This is a genomic window from Streptosporangium sp. NPDC000563, from assembly GCF_040299985.1.
In the GTDB taxonomy this organism is placed as follows: Bacteria; Actinomycetota; Actinomycetes; order Streptosporangiales; family Streptosporangiaceae; genus Streptosporangium.
Genome location: NZ_JBEPDA010000004.1, coordinates 442,880 through 456,853, shown reverse-complemented (window position 1 = coordinate 456,853; position 13,974 = coordinate 442,880). Strand labels below are relative to the sequence as shown.

The following is a 13,974-nucleotide window of genomic DNA, read 5'->3' as shown; positions in this document are numbered from 1 at the left end:
CGGTGGCCGGGCCGCTCATCGGGTGGTCTCCGTGGCGGCGAGGATCTCGGCGAGATGCATGATCCGCACACCGGTGCGCTGGCGTCTCAGGGTGCCGCCGATGTGCATCAGGCAGGAGTTGTCGGCGGCGCACAGCACCTCGGCACCGGTGGTCGCGACGTTGTGCACCTTGTCGGCGCACATCGCCGCGGAGATCGCCGGGTTCTTCACCGCGAAGGTGCCGCCGAAGCCGCAGCACTCGTCGGCACCGGGGAGCGGGACCAGTTCCAGCCCCCTGACCTGCTCCAGCAGCCGGGTGGGCCGGTCTCCCACGCGCAGGATCCGCATCGAGTGGCAGGTCGGGTGGTAGGTCACCCGGTGCGGGAAGTAGGCGCCCACGTCGGTGACGCCGAGGACGTCGACGAGGAACTCGGAGAGGTCGTAGACCTTGGGCACCAGCTCGGCCACCTCGGCGGCGAAGGACCCTGACTCACCCTCGCGGGGCGCCGGGCCGGGGCGCGGGTCCCTCGGCGGAGCAGGCGACTCCGACCCGCCCGCGAGAGGCGCCGGAGCGGGACCCGAGCCTCTCGGCGGAACCGCCCGGGGCGCCGAGGTCCCGACGGTCCCGGTGATCAGCCCTCCGGGGCTCCCGGTCCTGACCCGGGCGGGGGCGACGGCGGTGCGGGCGAGCCGGGGATACTGCTCGCGGACCATCGCGGCGCACGATCCCGACGGCGCGACGACCGCGTCGTAGGGGGCGAAGACGTCCACGAAGTGCCGCGCGAGCCGCCGGCCCTCCTCGGGATATCCCGTGTTGACGTGCATCTGGCCGCAGCAGGTCTGGGCGCCGGGGAAGTCGACGTCGCATCCTAGGCGGCGCAGCAGCGTGACGACCGCCCGCCCGGTGCCGGGAAACAGCGTGTCGTTCACGCAGGTGACGAAGAGGGCGACGCGCACGGCGCTCCTTCCTTTCAATGGCCTGACCACAGTATGGTCTGACCATATTTCTCCACAAGAGGAGGTCCTCTTGAGCGGTTGGCAGCCGGTCCGGCGCACCCGGACGTTCGAGGAGGTGATCGCCCAGATCGAGCGCCGTATCGCGGACGACGGCCTCAGGGTCGGGGATCGCCTGCCCGGCGAGCGGCAACTCGCCGAGCAGCTACGGGTGAGCCGGTCGTCGGTACGTGAGGCGATGCGGGTGCTGGAGACGCTGGGAGTGGTCTCCTCGCAGGTCGGGCGGGGTCCCGACGCGGGGGCCCTCCTCATCTCCAGGCCCGCCGAGGCCCTGAGCGACCTGCTCAGGCTGCACCTCGGGCTGGCGAACCTGTCGCTGGAGGAGGTCGTCGACGCCCGGTTGATGATCGAGAAGTGGTCGGTCTCGCACGCCGCCGTCCACGGGGCCGACCTGTCCGCCCTGACCGCCGCGCTGGAGCGCATGGACGCCACCACGACGGCCGAGGAGTTCGTCGAGCACGACACGGCCTTCCACGTCGCCATCGCCGAGGCCTCGGGCAACAGGCTGACCACCGCGATGATGCTCTCCCTGCGCGACTCGCTCCGCCGCTACGCGGTCGAGGCTGTCGAGCGCCTCGGCGACACCGCGGGGCTCATGGCCGACCACCGCCGGATCCACCGGGCCATCGCCGCCGGGGACGCGGCGGAGGCCGCCTCCGCCGTCGAGGACCACCTGCGACGGGCCTACCCCGGCATCTCACGTCCCCCACGGGCTGAGAATGACGAGGGGCTTGAAGGGCAGCAGGGGCGGTCTGACCGAGTCGGCTGAGCGACAGGAGGCGCCCGAGCAGGAGACCAGGGCGTCGAGTTGCCGGTTGAACTCGGCGATCACCGGGAGCGGGATCTCCGCGGCGAGGTTGTGGAGCTGGTAGGGGTCCCTGACGACGTCGTAGATCTGGTACTCGCCGGTGGAGTAGCGGACGAAGGTGCTCTGGGCGGTCCGCATCCCCTGGTAGGCGGGGACCGGGGTCTGGCGGGCCGAATCCGGGCTGGTCGGGCGGTAGAACTCCAGCAGCACGTTCTGCCGCCACGAGGGCGGCGTCTCGCCCCGCAGGAGCGGCAGCAGGGAGCGCCCCTCGGCGAAGTCGGGGAGGGTGACCCCGGCGAGTTGCGCGAACGTCGGGGCGAGGTCAATGCTCGCGGCCATGTCGCCGACGACGCGGCCCGCCTGCACGCCGGGTCCCCTCACCAGCAGCGGCACCTTGATCGACTCGTCGAAGGGTGTGGTCTTGCCCTGGGCGAGCCGGTGCTGGCCCAGGTGGAACCCGTTATCGGAGGAGAAAAAGATATACGTTTCATCGAGCTTGCCGGAGGCCCTGAGCGATTCGACGAGGGCGCCGACCATGTCGTCCACGCCGAGCATCGCCCGGAGCCGGTCCCGGTAGTGCCGGTCGATCTTGCGGACCCTCGCGGCGTCGAACGGCGGGAGCGACCTGAGCCAGAGTGGCTCGGCGCTGACGTCCGCCTGGTCGAAGGACGGGGTGCGCGGGGCCACCACCCCGGCGAAGGCGGCCTCGTGCCGGGGGGCGTAGTTGGCCGGGTTGTGCGGGGCGACCGGGGCGAGATACAGGAAGAACGGATCCCGGCTCGGCTGGGAGACGAACGCCCTCGCCTTCGCGCTGAGCACGTCGGTCAGGTAGTCCTGCGGCGCGAAGCCGTATTTCCGCAGCAGGCCGTTCTCGTTGAGCGTGTAGCCGTACTCCTCGTACAGCCTGCGCACCGGCACGTCCCACTCGTCCCAGCCGGGAGGCACGTGGGTGGCGGAGGTGGCGCCGCCGGGATAGTGGTTGAGGTATTTGCCCATCAGCCCGGTGCGGTATCCGGCCGACTTCATCCAGGTCCCGAGGTTGGAACGTTCCAGACCGGATGTGTAGTACTTGGTGAACCCCCCTTCGGGGGCGGTGTTGGTCAGCACGCCGTGGCTGTGCACGTACTGGCAGCGCATGATCGACGCGCGGGAGGGGCAGCACCAGGAGTTCGGCACGAAGAACCTGTCGAAGCCGGTGCCGCCCTGCGCGAGGAGGTTCCAGATGTTGGGAAATCTCCGTAGATCACCCGCCTCCAGGTCGTCGACGAGGACGAACAGGATGTTGGGCCGTCCCTGCGCGTGCGCCACGGCCGGGATCGTTCCCATGGCGGCGAGGGCGAGGAGCGACACCAGGGAGAGGAGTTTGCGAGCGGCGTTGAGCACAGAAGCACGCTTCCCGGAAGACAGAATCTCGACACCTCACACTCGACCGACCAATATAGAACGTGTTCTAATTGCGGGATCCGTCCGGCGCCGCGTCGCGAGGAGAACCCCGTGAGCACCGACCTGAAGCTCGGCCTGAACCTCGGCTACTGGCAACGGAACGCCGACGACGCCACCGAACTCGTCCAGACCGCGGAGCGATTGGGCTATGAGTCCGTCTGGACCGCGGAAGCCTACGGTAGCGACGCCTTCACTCCCCTGGCCTGGTACGGCGCGCGGACATCCCGCATCAAACTCGGCACATCCGTGGTGCAGATCTCCGCCAGAACCCCGGCGGCGACCGCGATGACCGCGATGACCCTGGATCATCTCACCGGCGGGCGGCTGCTGCTCGGTATCGGCGCGTCGGGGCCCCAGGTCGTCGAGGGCTGGTACGGGAACCCGTTCCCCAGGCCGCTCGCCCGCACCCGCGAGTACGTCGAGATCATGCGCAAGGTGTGGCGCCGCGAGGAGCCGGTGACCAGCGACGGCGAGCACTACCCCCTCCCCTACCCGGGAGGCGCGAACCTCGGCAAGCCGCTGAAGCTGATCACGCACCCGCTGCGCGCCGAGATCCCCCTCTACCTGGGCGCGGAGGGGCCGAAGAACGTCGCGCTCGCCGCCGAGATCGCCGACGGCTGGCTGCCGCTGTTCGTGTTCCCCGAGAAGATCGAGCGGATGTACGGCCCCTCGCTCGCCGGCGCCGACCCCGGCTTCGACATCGCCGCCATGGTCATGACCCTCATCACCGACGATGTCCGGGCGGCGCTGGACGGGGTGAAGATGATGCTCACCCTCTACATCGGCGGCATGGGGGCCAAGAGCCGCAACTTCCACGCCGACATCATCGCCAGGATGGGCTACGCCGAGGCCGCCGAGGAGATCCAGGCCCTCTACCTGGCCGGACGCAGGGACGAGGCGTTCAACGCGATCCCCGACGAGCTGGCCGACGGCATCTCCCTGGTCGGCCCGGTGGGCCGCATCCGCGAGCGCCTGCAGCTGTGGCGCGAGAGCCCGGTGAGCAACCTCCTGGTGATGGGCCCTCGCGACGAGGCATCCCTGAAGACCGTCAGGGACCTCGTCCTGGGCTGAACCGTCCCGGGCGACGCCGCTCCTCCTCGCGCGAGGACCGCCCCGCCGCCCGCCGGTCTCGCCGGGCGGCGGGGCGGACGTCACCTCCGGACGCCGACCTTCCCGACCCAGCCGGAGTCCTCGTAGGCGATCTTGAGGCCCTTACGGAAGGGGAGGTGCACGGAACGGTCACCGGTACGGGGGCTCTCGTCCGGGCCCGTGTAGGCGAAGGCCAGCAGGCGCGCCCCCGACTCGTCGACGACCAGGGTGTGGTGGCCTTCGGCCGTGGTGACGGCGAAGCCGGTGCGCCCGAGCGGGTCGAGGACGTTCTTCTCCAGGACGATCCCTGGCTGGGCCGCGAGGACGCGCAGCATCGCGGCGCGCGTGGCCGGGCTCGCGGGTGAGGAGAGCAGGTAACGCGCGGCGTCGAAGACGAAGGCCGGGAACGGCCCGTCTTGGTGGGCCGAACGGAGCCACCGTTCCAGTTCCCCTGCGTCGCCGGGCAGGTCCCGCGCCTCGTCCAAGGTCAGCGTCTCGCTCCCGACCCGCCAGCTCAGCGTGAGCCGGGAGAAGTCCTCGGTACGCGGCCCCGGCCACAGTGCCGGGGCCCCCTTCGCCCTCCATTCCGCCTTCGCGGCCTCGGTGGCGAAAGTGATTTTGACGTCCTGGTTGGACACGGTCCGTCCGGCCTGGCCGTCGTACCAGGACTCGTCGGTGTGGGCGACGGTCGCGCCGGACCCGACGGGTTCGAAGGTCCTGGTGCGCTCGAACCAGTACCGGCCCTCCGGGGAGGTCACGCGCGCCACCGTCTCCGCGCCCGCCAGCAGGAACGACCGGGCGTCGAGCGTGACCGTCGGCGTGCCGGGTGTCGCGGGGGGCCGTACCTGAGAGGTGCCCGAGGCCGGGTCCGGGGAGGTGATCGCCGCGGTCCGGCCGCCACCCGGCCCCCGAAGCCCGATCGTCCCCGTCATGACGGCGGGCACCGTCACGGCGGCGGCCAGCCCGACCAGGGCACCGGTCAGCGCGAGCTTGGGAGTGAGGCGGAACCTGCGGGGAGACGCGTCGGAGGACACGGAGCCGGACGTCTGGCCGGATCGGGACACGGTCGTCGCGAAGGCTCGGGCGAGGTCGGCATCTCGGCGCCGCCGGTAGGCGTCCTCGGTGAGTGCGTCCGGGCGCAGAGTACGGAGACGTTCGTCGACGTCGTTCAAGACTGCTCCTGAAGGGTGGTGGTCGGGGTGAGGTCGAGTGCCTGGGACAGGCGGCGGCGTGCGCGATACAGGCGGACGGTGAAGGCCCGGGCGGAACAGCCGGCGAGCTTGGCGGCGTCGGCCGGAGCCAGCCCGTACCAGCTGGCCAGGATCACCGCCTCGGCGTCCAGCTCGGACAGCCCGGCGAGCGCCGCGAGGGCCGCCTCGCGCTCGGCGACCTGCTCGGCCACCCGCTCGGTCACGTCGCCCTCCGAGGACAGCTCCGCCAGCCGTTCCACCAGTGCCCGCCGTCGCAGCCCGGAACGCCGCTGCCCGCGCAGCAGGTTCCGGGCGACGCCGAGCAGCCAGGGCAGCGGCGGCTCCGGCAGCTCCTCCAGCTGCCGCCAGGCGATCAGGAACGTCTCGCTCGCGATGTCCTCGGCCGCCTGCCGCTCCGCGCGCAGCAGCGTGTAGCCGAGCACGCTGCGATAGTGCTGGTCGTACAGCGCGGTGAATCGCGCTTCTGGATCATCCACACCAAGGAGTGCCTTTCCCGGCCCCCCGATCACCGGCCGGGAGGAGAAAATTTATCCGGCGCCCTGTTTCCCCACCCACCCGCCTCGGCCTGCCCCTGACTTCTCCACGCCCTCGCCCGCATGGATCGCCCGAAAGGGCGATTCGCCGTTGCTTACCAGCGCATCGGCCGGATGCCCGATCCGGAACCGCCCGTGGGCTGGCACAATCCAACAGGTGACGATTCGGGTGCTCATCGCCGATGACCAGGAACTGGTGCGGACCGGGTTCCAGATGATTCTGGACGCCCAGCAGGACATGGAGGTCGTGGCGACGGCCGCCAACGGGGCCGAGGCCGTCGAGCTGGCACGACGGTTACGACCGGACGTGTGCCTGCTCGACATCCGCATGCCCAAGCTGGACGGTCTGGAGGCCACCCGCATCCTCGCGGGGCCGGGGGTGGCGGACCCGATGAGGGTGGTGATCGTCACCACCTTCGACCTCGACGAGTACGTCTACGGCGCGCTGCGCGCGGGGGCGACCGGTTTCCTGCTCAAGGACAGCGGGCCGACGCTGCTCATCGAGGCGATCCGGGCCGCGGCGGCCGGGGACGCGCTGGTGTCGCCCTCGGTGACCGTGCGCCTGCTCGAACACCTCTCCCACCCTCGGGCCGGTGGCGTACGCCCGCCCAGCGAGCCCCTCACCGAGCGCGAACTGGACGTCGTGCGGCTGGTCGCGAGGGGGCGGACCAACCAGGAGGTCGCCGCCGAGTTGTTCGTCTCGCTGTCGACCGTGAAGACCCACCTGGGGAGCATCCAGGCGAAGCTGGGCGCGAGGAATCGGGTGGAGATCGCCGCCTGGGCGTGGGAGTCCGGCATCGTCGGCTGAGCAGGGCATCCGCGCTGATTAGCGGGAGCGCTGACGGGATAGGAAAAGGGGCAGGTCCTCAGCGCATGGCGGGGGGAGATATACATGCGCTCTATCCCATCTCTACAAAAATCGGCCTCGGCCGTCTATGTCACGCTCACCGCACTGGTGGTCGCGGTCGCCGCCCTGGCGGTGTTCGAACAGGTCCGCGGCCGGCGCCTCGTCCTGGAGATATCCGAGCTCAACGGCGACCCCCACGCCCCCGGAGCCGACGCGGTCTTCGGCGCGGTCACCGTCTTCGCCATTCTGATCATGTTCTTCGCCGCATCCGCGATCGCCGCCGTCGCCGCGTACCTGAACTGGCTGCTCCGCGCCCGGCAGGGCGCCGACCGGCCCGCGGTGGCGCCGGTGCTGGTGAGCTGGTTCGTGCCGGTGGTCAACCTGGCCGCACCCCCCGTGCTGGTCGACCGGCTGTGGCGAGCCTCCCGGCCGCCGCTGGATCGCCGCCTGCGCTGGAAGGCTCTGCTCACCGCCTGGTGGCTGAGCTGGCTCGTCGCCTCCGCGCTGGTGTTTGCACGGTTGTGGCCGGGGGCGCCCCAGGGAGGCACGAGCCTGACCGGGTTCGGCCTGACCGAGCTGATCGCCGTCGCGACCGCCTCCCTGCTGTGCGCGACGACCGTGCGGCAGATCACCGGCATCCAGGCCGCGGGCGCCGGGCACCGGCGGCGGACCAGGCCGGAGCGCCGCCTCCCGGCGCAGGCGACGGAGACGGCCCCGGTGAAACCGACCTCGGTGCAGCAGGACCGGGGGAAGCGAAACCCGGTGAGATCGGTCCCGACCCCGCCCGTGGAGGACCCCACTCCCTCCGAGACACTCTCACCGGAGGTCTCCGGGCAGGAGCAGCCCCAGGAGGTCCATCCCGCCGGGCAGTGAGCACCGCCCCGCCCGATGGAAGGCACGCCGGAGGCGTGCCCGGGGCGGGGCGTCACTCCCAGGCCCTGATCAGCAGCCAGCCCTCGCCCGCGGTGTCGAACCTGAGCTCGTAGGTGCCGGCCCGGCCTCCCGAGGCGGCCTCGACCCGCCAGAACCGGCGCTCGCCGGGATCACCGGCGGAGGTCTTCCACCACTCGCGTGCGACGACCCAGTGGTCGAGAACCCTGCCGACGGCGTGGAGGCGATCGCCCCAGACGAACTGGACGGGCTGCCCGTCGCGGATCCACACTTCGACGGGGTCGCCGTAAAGTCTGCTCAAGACGCTCTTCTCCCACGGCTTTCCGATGAGCACCCGGGGGAAGACGGGTCTGGCGTATCGAACATACGTTCTCACGGGGCCGGGCGCAAGTCCCCCATCTGCCGTACGAGCGGATTGGCGTCCACCGAGTTGCGGATGCTGAAGGTGACGCTGCCCGCGCGGTAGCGGTCGTCGGACCACTCGACGGGCCGCCCCTCGTGGGTGGTGGTGACCCGGCGCTGGCGCAGCAGCGGGCTGCCCCTGCGCACGGCGAGCAGCCTGGAGTCCTCGACGCCCGCGGCGACCGCGTCGATGAGGTGCTCGCCGTAGGCGAAGACGAGGCCGACGCTCTCGTAGAGGGCCTGGGTGACCGACTCGCAGCCGGGTTCGATGCGCTCGACGGCCGGGGCGATCCACCCGGCGTAGACCGTGCGTTCCAGCATCACCGGCTCACCCTCCAGGGAGCGCAGCCGCAGCACGAAAAGCACCGGATCGCCCGGCTGGAGGGCGAGCCTGGCGGCCTCGGTGACGTCGGCGCCCCTGCGGCGCTGCTCCAGCATCCGCCCGCTCACCCGGTAGCCCATCGCCCGCGCCCACTGGGCGAAGCTGTGCAGCTCGGCGAAGCTCTGGCTGCGCTCACGGCCGAGCACGATGCGTCTGGCGCCCTGGCGGGACCCGACCAGGCCCTCGGTGGCGAGTACGGCGACCGCCTGGCGGATCGTGCCGCGCGAGGCCGCGAAGCGGGCGGCCAGCTCGGCCTCCGAGGGGAGCTGGGCACCCACGGGGTGCTCGCCTCGCATGATCGCGTCGCGCAGTTCCTCCGCGATGCCCATGTACCGGGCCGTCACCTCCGCCCCCCTTCCGGCGTACCCGCGAACCCCACGGCTCTCTCCCACGCACCCCCGTACACCCGGTGACCGTGCAATCTCGCCTCGCCTCTCGAACCGCCCACTCGCGTCCGGCCCGTCAGGCGTCAACGGAACCCCTCGCTGCGCGCACCATATGTCCGGATGAACCCCACCCTAAACAAGCATTATCGCCGCACATAGCCCGAGTTTCCGCATTTCACCCTTGTACTTCGCCCGTTCACCAAACAGCAACTGATTCACGACATAGGGGGTCTAGCTTGTTTGTACAAGTTCGTCTACTTTCGTGAAATATTGCGCGACACCCCCTTGGGAGACACAGTGATCGCATCCCGAGTTCGCTTTGCAGGCCTGGCCGCCTTCCTCCTGATGAGCGCCACAGCGTGCGGAGCCGCCCCCACCACAGCGGCCCCCACGGCGGGCGCCGACGGCTCCGCGGCCGGAGTGGACGCCAGAACCGCCACCTCCGCCGCCGACTTCGGCGGGCTGGACAAGCTCGTCGAGGCCGCCAAGAAGGAGGGCAAGCTCCACGTCATCGCCCTCCCGCCCGACTGGGCCAACTACGGAAAGATCATCGAGGCCTTCACGGCGAAGTACGGCATCGAGATCGAGAGCGAGACCCCCGACGCCTCCAGCGCCGACGAGATCAACGCGGTGAAGACCCGCAAGGGCCAGGACCGCGCCCCCGACGTGCTCGACATCGGCCAGTCCTTCGCGATCAGCGGCGCCGCCGAGGGCCTGTTCGCGCCGTACAAGGTCGAGAGCTGGGACAAGATCCCCGACAACCAGAAGGAGCCGAGCGGCCTCTGGTTCAACGACTACGGCGGCTACATCTCCATCGGCTGCGACGCCAAGAAGATCGACAAGTGCCCGGAGACCTACGCCGACCTGCTCAAGCCCGAGTACAAGGGCAAGGTCGCGCTGAACGGCAACCCCACCAAGTCGGGCTCGGCGTTCGCGGGCGTGTACGCGGCGGCCCTCGCCAACGGCGGGTCATTCGACGACATCCAGCCCGGCCTCGACTTCTTCAAGAAGCTGAAGGAGACCGGGAACTTCAACCCGGTGGAGACCACCCCGGCCACCATCGAGAAGGGCGAGACCCAGATCAGCATCGACTGGGACTACAACAACGCCGCCTACGCCCCCAAGATGGCCGAGAAGGGCATCGACTGGAAGACCGTCATCCCCGACGACGGCAAGTACTTCCAGCTTTATGCCCAGGCCATCAACAAGGACGCCCCGCACCCGGCCGCCGCGCGCCTGTGGCAGGAGTTCCTCTACAGCGCCGAGGGCCAGAACCTCTACCTCGGCGGCTTCGCCCGCCCGGTGCTGCTGCCCGCGATGAAGGCCGACGGCACGGTCGACGCGACGGCCGAGGCCAACCTCCCGCCGGTCGAGGGTGACCCCACCTTCCCGACGGAGGCCCAGGTCAACAAGGCCAAGGAGGTCCTGGCCGACGGCTGGGGCGCCGCGGTCTCGGGATGACGGTCCCGGCTGTCACGGCCGCCGCCCCACGCGGCGGCCGTCCTCGCTCCAAGAACTGGGTGGGAGCCCTGCCGCTGCTCGTCGTGACGGCGGTGGCCTTCGGGATCCCGGCGCTCACGCTGCTGGTCGGCGCGTTCACCGTCAAGGACCCGGTGACCAAGGTCTCCTCCCTCGGCACCGCCAACCTGTCCAGAAGCCTGCAGGGCGCCTACCTGAACGCCCTGATCAGCAGCGTTCAGCTGTCGGCCGTGGTGGCGGTCGCCGCCGCGGTCGCCGGGACGTTCCTCGCCCAGGCCGTCGTCACCTCCCGGTTCACCGCCCTGCGCGAGGCCGTACTCACCTTCTCCGGGGTGCTGGCCAACTTCGGCGGCGTGCCACTCGCCTTCATCTGGATCGCCACCCTGGGCAACTCGGGGGTGATCACCACCGCGCTGGGCCTCGGCCCCGGCGTGCTGTACAACTTCTGGGGCCTCGCCCTGGTCTACATGTACTTCTCGGTGCCGCTGATGGTGCTCGTCGTGACCCCGGCGCTGGACGGCCTGCGCCCGCAGTGGCGGGAGGCGGCGCAGAACAACGGCGCCACCACCTGGCAGTTCTGGCGCTACGTCGGCGTCCCGGTGCTCACCCCGGCCCTGCTCGGCGGCGTCGTCCTGCTGTTCGGCGGCGCCTTCGCCGCCTACGCCACCGCCTACGCCATGGTCGGCAGCACGGTCCCCCTGGTCACCCTGCAGATCGCCGAGGCACTCACCGGGGACGTCCTCATCGGGTACGAGAACGTCGCGCTCGCCCTGAGCCTCGACATGATCGTCGTCGCGCTGCTGGTGATGGCGGTCTACCTGCCGCTGCAGAAGAGGAGTTCCCGATGGTTGCGGTAGCGACCCTGCCCGACGTCACCCCGGGTCCCGCCGCCACCGCCCGCCCCGGAGCGCGGCGGGCCTGGCGTGGGATCGTGCTGGTCGTCGCGGCGGTCTACTTCGTCGTGCCGATGGCGGTGTCCTTCTGGTTCACCGTCTACTCCGAGGGCCAGGGCTTCTCGCTCGCCGCCTACGGGCGGATCCTGTCGGCGCCCGGCTTCGTTCCCAGCCTGCTGCTCTCCCTGGCACTGGCCGCGGCGACCATCGTCGCGGTGCTGCTGCTCACCCTTCCCGCCATGCTCGCCGTACGGCTCGGCGCGCCCCGGCTGCGGCCCGTGCTGGAGGTGCTCTCCACGCTCCCGCTGGTCGTACCGCCGATCACCTACGTGGTCGGCATCAGCACGGCGCTGCGTGACGGCGTCGAGGCGCTGGCCGCCACACCGTTCTGGGCGACGCTCATCGCCATCCAGAACGAGAGGTTCCCCTTCGTCCTCGTGCTCGCGTACGTGATGCTGACGCTGCCGTTCGTCTACCGGTCGCTGGACGCCGGGCTCCGCGCGATCGACGTGCGGACGCTGGTGGAGGCGGCACGCAACCTGGGCGCCTCGTGGCCGTACGTGTTGTTCCGCGTGATCATCCCCAACATCCGCTCCTCCATCGCGAGCGCCTCGTTCCTCGCCCTCGCGCTGGTGCTCGGCGAGTACACCGTCGCCGCCCTGCTCGGCTACCAGACGTTCCCCGTCTGGATCGTCACCATCTCCGGGAACGACGGACAGCTCTCCGTCGCCCTGTCGATCATCAGCCTGCTCCTCATCTGGCTGCTGCTGCTCACCCTCTCGGGTGCGGGAAGGAAACGCCGATGACCGTCGAGTTCCGGGGGCTGCGTCGCGCGTTCGGCCGCACGGTGGCCCTGGACGGCCTGGACCTCACCGTCGAACAGGGCGAGCTGATGGCCCTGCTCGGCCCCTCCGGCTGCGGGAAGACCACCGCGCTGCGCTGCGTCGCCGGTTTCGAGCACCCCGACGCCGGAGCGGTGCTCGTGGACGGCAAGGACATCACCCGGGTGCCCGCCAACCGGCGGGACGCGGGCATGGTCTTCCAGTCCTACAGCCTGTTCCCCAACCTCAACGCGCGGGACAACGTGGCCTTCGGGCTGCGGGTGCGCAAGGTGCCGACCGCGAAACGGCACGCGCGGGCGGACGAGCTGCTGGAGCTGGTCGGCCTGCCGACGCACGCCCAGCGCTACCCGCACGAACTGTCGGGCGGCCAGCAGCAGCGTGTCGCCCTGGCCAGGGCACTCGCACTGGAACCACGCGTACTGCTGCTCGACGAGCCGCTGTCCGCGCTGGACGCCAAGGTCCGCGTCTCGCTGCGCGAGGAGATCCGGCGCCTCCAGCTCGAACTGGGCATCACCACCATCTTCGTCACCCACGACCAGGAGGAGGCCCTCTCGGTCGCCGACAAGGTCGCGGTGCTGCGTGCCGGACGGCTGGAGCAGTGCGGCCCACCGGCCGAGGTCTACGACCGGCCCGCCACCCCGTTCGTGGCGGAGTTCGTCGGCGCGATGAACCACATCCCCGGCCGGCTGTCCGGCCGGGAGGTGACCGTGATGGGGAAACTCATGCCGGTGGACGGCTCCGTGCCGTCCTCACCCGACGTCGACGTGCTGGTGCGACCGGAGGCCGTGCTGGTCACGCCCTCCCCGGAAGGCAACGCCACGGTCGTGGCGTCGTCCTTCCGCGGCTCCACCGCGCGGCTGCGGGTGCGGGTGGGCGAGCTGGAGGTCCTCAGCGACGTGCCGGGACACGACGCGGTACGCCTGGCGCCGGGCACACGGGTGGACGTCTCCCTCGTGCAGCGGCCCGTGCTCGTCGCCGCGCGCACCGCCCCCGCCCCCGTCCTCACCCCTGAGGGCTCCCCGGACTCCGCGACGCCCGCCGCGTCGTCGAGGGCGTCCGGGGCATCCGGAGCGTCCGAGTCCGAGGACGTCGCGGGTGTCGGGTGAGCTCAAGGCCGTTCTGTTCGACATGGACGGCACGCTCGTCGACACCGAGGGGATGTGGTGGCAGGCGTGCGTGGCGGTCGCCGCCGAGCTGGACCTGGAGCTGACGGAGGCCGACGCCGGCCACGTCCTGGGCCGCATGGTCGAGGACGTGGCCGGCCATCTCGCGCGACGCGCACCGTCCCCGCCCGGCGTGGAACGGATCGGGGCGCGACTCACCGAGGCCTTCGCCGGACGGATCTCCGGCGGGGTGACACCGCTGCCCGGCGCGATCCGGCTGCTGGACGAGCTGAGGGCGGAAGGCGTACCCGCGGCGCTGGTCAGCGCCTCACCGCGACTCGTCGTGGAGATGGTGCTGCGTACCGTCGGGGCGGAGCGCTTCGCCCTGGTCGTGGCCGCCGAGGACACCGTTCGCGGCAAGCCGCTGCCCGACCCGTACCTGCGGGCGGCCTCCGTGCTGGGCCTCGACCCCGCCGACTGCGTGGCCGTGGAGGACAGCCCGACCGGGCTCGCCGCGGCCCGCGCGGCGGGGTGCCGGGTGGTGTCGGTCTCCGGCGGTCCGGCGCCCGAGGACGTGCTGACCGTGGACGGCCTGGAAAAAGTCGGCGTGCCGCTGTTGCGTCTGCTGGTGAGCGGCAGAAGATCGATAGGCTGAAACACCCATGTGACGGC

At 70.9% G+C, this 13,974-nt stretch carries 15 protein-coding genes; 9 read left to right on the top strand and 6 right to left on the bottom strand.

What is annotated here, in order from left to right; all coding sequences use genetic code 11:
* Positions 1 to 15: 15 nt before the first annotated feature.
* Positions 16 to 936 (bottom strand): heterodisulfide reductase-related iron-sulfur binding cluster, encoded by a 921-nt coding sequence (locus ABT352_RS14955; RefSeq protein ID WP_350945369.1) that lies wholly within the window; start codon positions 934 to 936, stop codon positions 16 to 18.
* Positions 937 to 1,006: 70 nt separating this feature from the next.
* Between ABT352_RS14955 and ABT352_RS14950 the strand changes: the two genes are divergently transcribed.
* A complete protein-coding gene (locus tag ABT352_RS14950; protein ID WP_350945368.1) occupies positions 1,007 to 1,762 on the top strand; it encodes a FadR/GntR family transcriptional regulator in 756 nt (251 codons plus the stop codon).
* Here ABT352_RS14950 and ABT352_RS14945 read toward each other — a convergent pair.
* Positions 1,691 to 3,184, bottom strand: coding sequence for a sulfatase family protein (locus ABT352_RS14945; protein WP_350945367.1), 1,494 nt, complete (start codon positions 3,182 to 3,184; stop codon positions 1,691 to 1,693). The two genes, ABT352_RS14950 and ABT352_RS14945, sit on opposite strands and share 72 nt — an antisense overlap.
* 111 nt (positions 3,185 to 3,295) lie before the next feature.
* Between ABT352_RS14945 and ABT352_RS14940 the strand changes: the two genes are divergently transcribed.
* Positions 3,296 to 4,315, top strand: a complete 1,020-nt coding sequence (locus ABT352_RS14940; RefSeq protein ID WP_350945366.1) for an LLM class F420-dependent oxidoreductase — start codon at positions 3,296 to 3,298, stop codon at positions 4,313 to 4,315.
* An 80-nt stretch (positions 4,316 to 4,395) separates the two neighbouring features.
* Here the strand turns inward: ABT352_RS14940 and ABT352_RS14935 are convergent, their stop codons facing one another.
* Positions 4,396 to 5,505 carry a hypothetical protein gene (locus ABT352_RS14935; RefSeq protein ID WP_350945365.1) on the bottom strand — a complete coding sequence of 370 codons (1,110 nt, stop codon included), beginning with the start codon at positions 5,503 to 5,505 and terminating at the stop codon, positions 4,396 to 4,398.
* Entirely contained in the window at positions 5,502 to 6,020 is a 519-nt protein-coding gene (locus tag ABT352_RS14930; RefSeq protein ID WP_350945364.1) for an RNA polymerase sigma factor, read from the bottom strand. The genes ABT352_RS14935 and ABT352_RS14930 overlap by 4 nt, the downstream gene beginning before the upstream one ends.
* Positions 6,021 to 6,234: 214 nt before the next feature.
* On the opposite strand from ABT352_RS14930, the gene ABT352_RS14925 reads away from it, so the two are divergent.
* Complete coding sequence (locus tag ABT352_RS14925) at positions 6,235 to 6,885, top strand: response regulator (protein WP_350945363.1); 651 nt, start codon at positions 6,235 to 6,237, stop codon at positions 6,883 to 6,885.
* A gap of 84 nt (positions 6,886 to 6,969) precedes the next feature.
* Positions 6,970 to 7,797, top strand: coding sequence for a DUF4328 domain-containing protein (locus ABT352_RS14920; RefSeq protein WP_350945362.1), 828 nt, complete (start codon positions 6,970 to 6,972; stop codon positions 7,795 to 7,797).
* Positions 7,798 to 7,849: 52 nt separating this feature from the next.
* On the opposite strand, the gene ABT352_RS14915 is transcribed toward ABT352_RS14920, so the two are convergent.
* Positions 7,850 to 8,116 (bottom strand): DUF6504 family protein, encoded by a 267-nt coding sequence (locus tag ABT352_RS14915; protein WP_350945361.1) that lies wholly within the window; start codon positions 8,114 to 8,116, stop codon positions 7,850 to 7,852.
* Positions 8,117 to 8,187: 71 nt separating this feature from the next.
* On the bottom strand, positions 8,188 to 8,943 hold the full coding sequence (locus tag ABT352_RS14910) for a GntR family transcriptional regulator (RefSeq protein ID WP_350945360.1): 756 nt from the start codon (positions 8,941 to 8,943) through the stop codon (positions 8,188 to 8,190).
* A gap of 387 nt (positions 8,944 to 9,330) precedes the next feature.
* On the opposite strand from ABT352_RS14910, the gene ABT352_RS14905 reads away from it, so the two are divergent.
* From ABT352_RS14905 to ABT352_RS14885, 5 genes are read left to right on the top strand one after another with little or no spacing between them, the layout of a single operon-like run.
* Positions 9,331 to 10,446, top strand: a complete 1,116-nt coding sequence (locus tag ABT352_RS14905; RefSeq protein WP_350945359.1) for an ABC transporter substrate-binding protein — start codon at positions 9,331 to 9,333, stop codon at positions 10,444 to 10,446.
* Entirely contained in the window at positions 10,443 to 11,321 is an 879-nt protein-coding gene (locus tag ABT352_RS14900; RefSeq protein ID WP_350945358.1) for an ABC transporter permease, read from the top strand. Before ABT352_RS14905 ends, ABT352_RS14900 begins: the two co-directional genes overlap by 4 nt.
* Complete coding sequence (locus tag ABT352_RS14895; RefSeq protein WP_350945357.1) at positions 11,309 to 12,163, top strand: ABC transporter permease; 855 nt, start codon at positions 11,309 to 11,311, stop codon at positions 12,161 to 12,163. The genes ABT352_RS14900 and ABT352_RS14895 overlap by 13 nt, the downstream gene beginning before the upstream one ends.
* Positions 12,160 to 13,305, top strand: coding sequence for an ABC transporter ATP-binding protein (locus ABT352_RS14890; RefSeq protein ID WP_350945356.1), 1,146 nt, complete (start codon positions 12,160 to 12,162; stop codon positions 13,303 to 13,305). The genes ABT352_RS14895 and ABT352_RS14890 overlap by 4 nt, the downstream gene beginning before the upstream one ends.
* A complete protein-coding gene (locus tag ABT352_RS14885; protein WP_350945355.1) occupies positions 13,295 to 13,957 on the top strand; it encodes an HAD family hydrolase in 663 nt (220 codons plus the stop codon). Before ABT352_RS14890 ends, ABT352_RS14885 begins: the two co-directional genes overlap by 11 nt.
* The last annotated feature ends 17 nt before the right edge of the window (positions 13,958 to 13,974 follow it).